This window comes from Pseudomonas sp. MIS38, assembly GCF_019891575.1.
Lineage (GTDB): Bacteria > Pseudomonadota > Gammaproteobacteria > Pseudomonadales > Pseudomonadaceae > Aquipseudomonas > Aquipseudomonas putida_A.
In genome coordinates this window covers 1-4,017 of sequence record NZ_JAFLXF010000048.1, presented here as the reverse complement: position 1 = coordinate 4,017, position 4,017 = coordinate 1, and the positions used below count along the sequence as shown (strand labels likewise).

At 62.2% G+C, this 4,017-nt stretch carries 2 protein-coding genes; one reads left to right on the top strand and one right to left on the bottom strand.

What is annotated here, in order from left to right; all coding sequences use genetic code 11:
• Positions 1–195 precede the first annotated feature (195 nt).
• Entirely contained in the window at positions 196–1,170 is a 975-nt protein-coding gene (locus J1G18_RS27735; protein WP_223009595.1) for an AraC family transcriptional regulator, read from the top strand.
• A gap of 719 nt (positions 1,171–1,889) precedes the next feature.
• On the opposite strand, the gene J1G18_RS27730 is transcribed toward J1G18_RS27735, so the two are convergent.
• Positions 1,890–3,809 carry a tyrosine-protein phosphatase gene (locus J1G18_RS27730; protein ID WP_223009593.1) on the bottom strand — a complete coding sequence of 640 codons (1,920 nt, stop codon included), beginning with the start codon at positions 3,807–3,809 and terminating at the stop codon, positions 1,890–1,892.
• Positions 3,810–4,017: the final 208 nt, after the last annotated feature.

Sequence of the window (4,017 nt, the reverse complement as noted above, 5' to 3'; positions counted from 1 at the left end):
ACGCTGGGCCTCTCGGGCCGGTTTCTTTTTGGTCGGCATACATGCACCTCTGCGACATGTTATGCCCGAACACAAAATTTATGACACTCCCCCAGTGGCTCAATCTCCCGTCACAAACCTGTCACCCCCAACCTGCTAACCTCCCCTGCGCCTCCTCCCCACTTACTTAAGAGCCCCAACAAAAGGTGCCCCAAGGTGTACTCCGTCGCCCCACCCCGCCAAAAAATCATCCTCCGCTCCGAAAACCTCCACTCCGAAGACTTCGGCGCCCTCTTCTCCCGGCTCTTCGGCAATCGCTACGCCGACACCCCGCCGATCCCCTCCAACATCATCATCGGCGGCGTCTACGGGCGGCACGACGGGGTCAGTTTCCGGCGTATGCATTACCACGGTGATTTCACCGTCACCTTCCCCGACCCGCAGGACGAGATCACTTTTGTGATTCCCACGGCGGGCAAGATTGTGTTCAACCACCGCACCGAGTCCGTCGGTGTGGCGCAAGTGGGGTTGGCGATTGATAAGGCGGATATCCGCTCGATGCGGTTTCTCGACAATCACGCGCAGCACGGGATTTCGGTGAATCGGGGGCAGTTGACTGAGCGGTTGGCGGCGTTGTTGGGGCGGCCGGTTGTGCAGAAGATTGTGTTTGAGCCGGTGGTGGATCTGCACTCGGCAGCGTTTGGCGGGATCAAGGCGTTGATTGATCTGGCGACGGGGACGGAGTTTGATCTGTTGCTCAACAGCGGGACGCTGATGCCGTCGCGGTTGCGCGAGATGTTGATTGATGCGGTGCTGGAGGCGTGGCCGCACAATTTTACCGAGGCGTTGCGCCAGCCGGCGCCGAGGGTGGCGCCGCGGCATGTGAAGTTGGCGATGGAGTTTATTCAGGCGCATCCCGAGCAGTTGGTGAGTGGGGTTGAGTTGGCGCGGTTGAGCAATGCCAGTCAGCGCGCATTGCAGGATGGGTTTCGGCAGTTTGTCGGGATGTCGATTGTGGCGTATCAGCGGCAGGTGCGGCTGGAGCGCGCTTTCGAGGCGCTGGGGCAGCGGCATTCGGCGTCGGTGACGGAGGTGGCGTTGCGCTTTGGCTTCAGTAATGTCGGGCGGTTTTGTCAGTATTTTCAGCAGGCGTATGGGATCAGTCCGGCGCAGCTGAGGGGGCGGGATTGATTGGTTTATCGGCGGGGATGCTGATGGGTCAGTTGAGGGTGATGTTGGCTGACATGACGCCTTCGCGAGCAAGCTCGCTCCCACAGGGTTAGTTGGTGGACTCAAGATTGCGGCTGGTCGGTGCCATGGGGTTATGTGCTGGGCTCAGGGTTGGCGGCTGGCCGGAATCTGAATGTGGGAGCGGGCTTGCTCGCGAATGCGGTGGGTCAGGCGAGGTGATGGTGACTGACACGGCCTCTTCGCGAGCAAGCCCGCTCCCACAGGGTTAGTGGGTGGACTCAAGATTGCGGCTGGTCGGTGCCATGGGGTTATGTGCTGGGCTCAGGGTGGGCGGCTGGCCGGGATCTGAATGTGGGAGCGGGCTTGCTCGCGAATGCGGCGGGTCAGTTGATGGTGATGTTGGCTGACATGACGCCTTCGCGAGCAAGCTCACTCCCACAGGGTTAGTTGGTGGACTCAAGATTGCGGCTGGTCGGTGCCGTGGGGTTATGTGCTGGGCTCAGGGTTGGCGGCTGGCCGGGATCTGAATGTGGGAGCGGGCTTGCTCGCGAATGCTGTGGGTCAGGCGAGGTGATGGTGACTGACACGGCCTCTTCGCGAGCAAGCCCGCTCCCACAAGTTTTTGCGGTGACTCAGGGTTGGCCGTTCCCTGCTCCACCATATTTTGCTGGTGCTTTGTGAATGGTGGTCGTCCTTGACCTTGCGCGGTTGTCCCTGCTTTAGAACGCGTAACTGGCCTTCAGGCTGCCACTGAAACCGTGGCTGTCACCACCACCGCTGGCACCGACTTCTGCGCCGACGCTGACCGCGCCGAGGCTGGCCATCAGGTTGACGCCGCCGCTGAACTGGTCGCGGTTGTCGAAGGCGGCGCGTTGTTCGATGTCGAGGCCCAGCAGGTGACTTTGGCTGTTGACGTCGTTGTTGCCCAGGGTGCGTTCGTAGCCGACTTGTACGCCCGGCACCAGTTGCCATGCGCCCATCGCCACCGGGGCAAATGCCACGTTGAGGTTGGCGACGGCACTGCGGCGGGTGGCGGTGTTGTCGTCGATGTCGAGTGCCAGTTCGCTGCCGTTCTCTTGGAAGCCTTTGAGGTCGAGGTGGCTGACGCGCAAGCCGAGGCTCGGTTCGAGGATCATGCCGTTGACCGGTGCGCGGTAACCCAGCGCCAACGTCGCGCCGGAGAGGTTGCCGTGAGTGTCGCCCTTGGCCGCGCCGAGGCCGCCACCTAGTTCGCGTTTGCTGTCGTAATCGACGTAGCCGGCGCTGGCGTTGGCGTCGACGAACAGGCCACGTTCCAGGCTAGTGAAGCCGTAGCGCGCGCCGAGGTTGAAGAAGGTGAAATCGGTATCGGCCTCGCCGCCCGCGCCGCCGACGGTGCCTTTGCTGTAGCCGAAGCCGCCGCGCGCGCTGAGTTGTTCGGAGAAGCGCTGGGTGATGCCGACCATCAGGCCTTGGCTGTGTTCGTTGCTGCTCTCGGCGTGGGACGAGCCGTCGGTACCGAGGTAACCGGCGAGCGCGGTGGTCCACAACCGGTATTGGCCGACTTTCAGATCGGTGCCGCTGGCGTAAGGCGCGGCGGCTTGTTCGATCAACGCGTTCTGCCGCAGCAGGTAGCTGGCGGCGTCGGCGTGAACCTGGCCGCCGACCTGGGACTCAACACCGCCGAGAGTGCCGGCGTCGATCGCCGATTGCAGGTAGTAGTTGTAGGCGCTGTAGGTGCCGGACAGGTTGCTGTTCTGCAATTGACGCAGCAATTCGGCACCGGCAGCAGCGTTGCCGATCAACCCCGCCTGACCCGGCAGGCTGTTGTACTCGACCAGTTTGCCGCGCAACACGTAGATGGTTTCCTGCGACAGGCCGAGGCCTTGTTTGAGGTAGTTGTCCATGCTGCCGTATTCGGCGGTGACCTCATCCAGACCGGCCTGGAGGTAACTGGCCTGCACGCCGAGCAGCGGCGCGTACACCGAAGCCATGCTTGGCGGCATTGCTTTAAGAGTCGCGGCGACGCGGGCGGCGGTGTAGTCGTTGGTCGCCAGGTAGTTGGCCATGATGGTCGCGTTATCGACCCCGGCGATGCTCTGCAGCACGGCGGCGGTCCAGCCGGTGCGGTCCTTGCCGGCGGTGCAATGGAACAATTGTGCGCCGTCGGTGGTAGCCAGTTCGTTGAACAGCTTGCCGAACTGACCGCGCATCCCCGCGTCGCTGACGAAGGCGCGGTTGGTCTGCTCCATCATGGCGATGGCGTCGACGGCGCTTTTGAACGACACGGTGGTGATGTTCGCGCCCGAGGTAGTGCTGCCGATAATGTCGATGTTCTGGTAGGTCGCACCGGTCAGCATCGTATCCGGCGTGCCGGCGATTTCGCTCGGCGTGCGCAGGTCGTAGACGGCTTTGATGCCGAGGCTGTTGAGGGTCGCCAGATCCGCTGCCGACGGCGTGATCGCGTTGGAGCGGTAAAACACGCCGCTACGCATGGTGCCGTCGTGGGCGGTGGAATACGCAGTAGTCAGGCCGGCGACATCACGGAAGTTGTCGATGCTTTGCAGGCGCGGCGTGTCGAGCACCACAGGCTCGGCGGCGTGGGCAGCGGCGATGGACAGGCTCAGAACGGACAGCGAACACACAAGACGTTGAAACACAGTGCAGCCTCATTGGAATTAGCATTGGGCTGGCTACTATCTGCAATCAACTGATACCGAATATGACAGAACGACTGCGCACGCAAATGCCTGCGCGATTGGGCCGTGGGCTGCGTTTTTTGTCCGTATCTGCCGGAGAGCCACTGTAGGAGTGAGCCTGCTCGCGATAGCGGTATATCGCTGACATTTGCGTTGTCTGACACACCGC